Source organism: Microcoleus sp. T2B6 (genome assembly GCF_036700475.1).
GTDB lineage: Bacteria > Cyanobacteriota > Cyanobacteriia > Cyanobacteriales > Microcoleaceae > Microcoleus.
In genome coordinates, this window is sequence record NZ_JAUBOZ010000048.1 from 1 (window position 1) to 2,463 (window position 2,463).

Annotated in this window: 2 protein-coding genes; both read right to left on the bottom strand. The window is 40.1% G+C overall.

Annotated elements, in window-relative coordinates; translation table 11 throughout:
- Positions 1-54 precede the first annotated feature (54 nt).
- Positions 55-1,092, bottom strand: coding sequence for an IS630 family transposase (locus QUA00_RS20375; protein WP_333410942.1), 1,038 nt, complete (start codon positions 1,090-1,092; stop codon positions 55-57).
- A gap of 688 nt (positions 1,093-1,780) precedes the next feature.
- The coding region (locus tag QUA00_RS20380) for a tetratricopeptide repeat protein (protein ID WP_333410943.1) at positions 1,781-2,463 on the bottom strand (683 nt) is incomplete at its 5' end.

Consider the following 2,463-nt stretch of genomic DNA (forward strand, 5'->3'; position numbering starts at 1 on the left):
CAATTGCTGAAATCAGCATTTTATAGGATTCGTATGTCTATTTTCAGAATCCTATCAATAAGCGTTCAACACTTCTGGTTCGTTAGTAAAAAACTCAAACAAAAACTTGACAATCTTAAAAGATCTACATAAATACCAATACTTTCTTAAAAAGTTTTTAGCTTGTAGCCAAATATCTTCAACGGGATTTTGTTGGGGAGCATTGGGAGCAAATAAAATACAAGTAATTGACCAATTCTCAGGTTCTTTGTCACCATTTAGTTCTAATAAAAAGTCTCTAAATTCTCCATATTTATGATAACTAGCTCCATCCCAAATCAAGATAATCTTGCGATTTTTATATTTATTTTGTAAGTATTTTATGAATTTAACTGTGGATTCTCCATCACCAGATGGATGGCTCTGAATATGGAATTCTTTGCTTTGATAATTGAGGGCGCCAAAATAAGTTTGTCTATCTTTTTCATTGGTAATTGGGACTTCAATTCTGATTTTTGATTGACCCCAAACATAACCAGTTAGATCACCATGAAGTAGATGACATTCATCTAAAAACAATACTATTATTTCCCCAGACTCTATACCCGCCTTGTTTTTAAATAAAATATCGTTAATCTCTTCCGTCTTTTTTTTTACCAGTTCTTTATCAAATTTAGGATTAGCTTTTTGAGTTTTTTTCCAACTTATTTTCGCCCGGTCGAAAAGTTCATAGTAACTCTGTTTGGATTTATAAATCACACCAAACTCTTGAGCTAAATAAGTAACCAACTCATCTAAATTCCAATATTCTTTATTCTTTAGCCACTCGATTACTTCAGTATTTTGTCGAGCTGTTAAATACCCTTTTGACCCTTTATGTCCTAGTTTGATTCCGGCGATGCCTTTGGTTTTAAATTGTTTTTTCCAATAACCAATAAAAAATTTACTTACACCTAATATTTTGCTGATTTCATGGTAGATATTACCTGAAAGCGCCATCCTTACAGCTATTGCTCGTTTTAGTTCTCTTGCATCGATATCGCTTTTAATGAAATCTTCTAATTGGGCTATTTCTTTTTCGATATCTTTTTCTTGCAGTTGTAAGTTATTCATTTTTTTATGGTCACAATCAAGTATTGCATATAATTGTATCATAGTCTTGATAATGATTTAGGATTGCTATAAGTAGGGTGGGCAATGCCCACCCTAGGTGAATTTTCAATCACATTTGAGCAGCTTACCAATGTAATTTTGATGATTGATTAGTTGATTTTAGAAGTATCTGAAACGCATAATTAGCATTCTTTAAAATTAGTTTAATGTGAAATTTATGTCGAGAATAAATTGTATTTTTCTCTCTACATCTATAAGACGAATCCAGAGGTCAATTTCTGAATTTTTCGAGTTAGGGGCTGTTTTTTCCTAGATCGATGCACCCTCAGCACAATAATTTTAATTTCCACCCATTACACCAGGTTTTGTCCTTAATTTAACGTCAGCAACAAAAGATGTAGGGTGAGCCGTGCCCCCCTACATCTTTTTTGATCACATTAAATCAGCTTACAAATGTAGCTTCGGTCATTAAATGTTGAGCCTAGAATAATCTACGTCGCATAATTAGCCTCCTTTGAAATTAGTTTGATTTGGGTTGTTAGTCGAGACGAAATTGTATTTTTGTCTCTACACCTATAAGACGAATCCAGAGGTCAATTTCTGAATTTTTCGAGTTAGAGGCTGTTTTTTCCTAACTCAATGCACTCTGAGAGGTTCAGATCCCCGACTTCCCGAAGAAGTCAAGGATCTACGCTTTAGCCCGAGATCCCTTTCGCCTCTTACCTTTCAACCGTTTCACAGCCTCCTCAACCTCCCCGCGAAAAGGGTAGAGCAACCGCCGACTCAGGGAACTTCGATACACTTCCACAGCCTCCGTCACATCCCCCAACCCCAACAACGCTCTCCCTTGCCAGTAACCAGCCATCGCCGGGTCAAACTCCATCATTTCCTGAGCGAACTGACAAGCCTTTTCCAACCATTTCCGGCTCGCCACCTCATCCCCCAGCCCTCGATAACTCTCCCCCAGCCACACCGCAGCAGACACAGATTGCAGATAACCCCCCTCTTCCGGTAGCAACTGCCATCCTTGCGCCAAAGCCTCCACCGCTTCCCGGTGTTTCCCCGCCAGCGCCAACACCCGCCCATGACCAAACCAAGCATCAGGTAACTGTGGCTCAAGTTGCGTCCCCTTCGCAGAGACACTACACCCTCGCTCAATCTCCTGAAAACTTTCCACCAACACCCGCCCCGCCGTCGTCCAAACATTCCAGCGTTCGGGAAAACGATCGAGCATCTCTTCTACTATTGATGCAAGGGTTACTTCACAGTTCGATCGCCCTAAATCCCCCAGGGCTGTTTCATTATCGGTAGGGGCCGTGCCCCCGTGCCGGCCCTCTTGGTCTTCCATCCCGATCGAATCGTCTGGGTCGG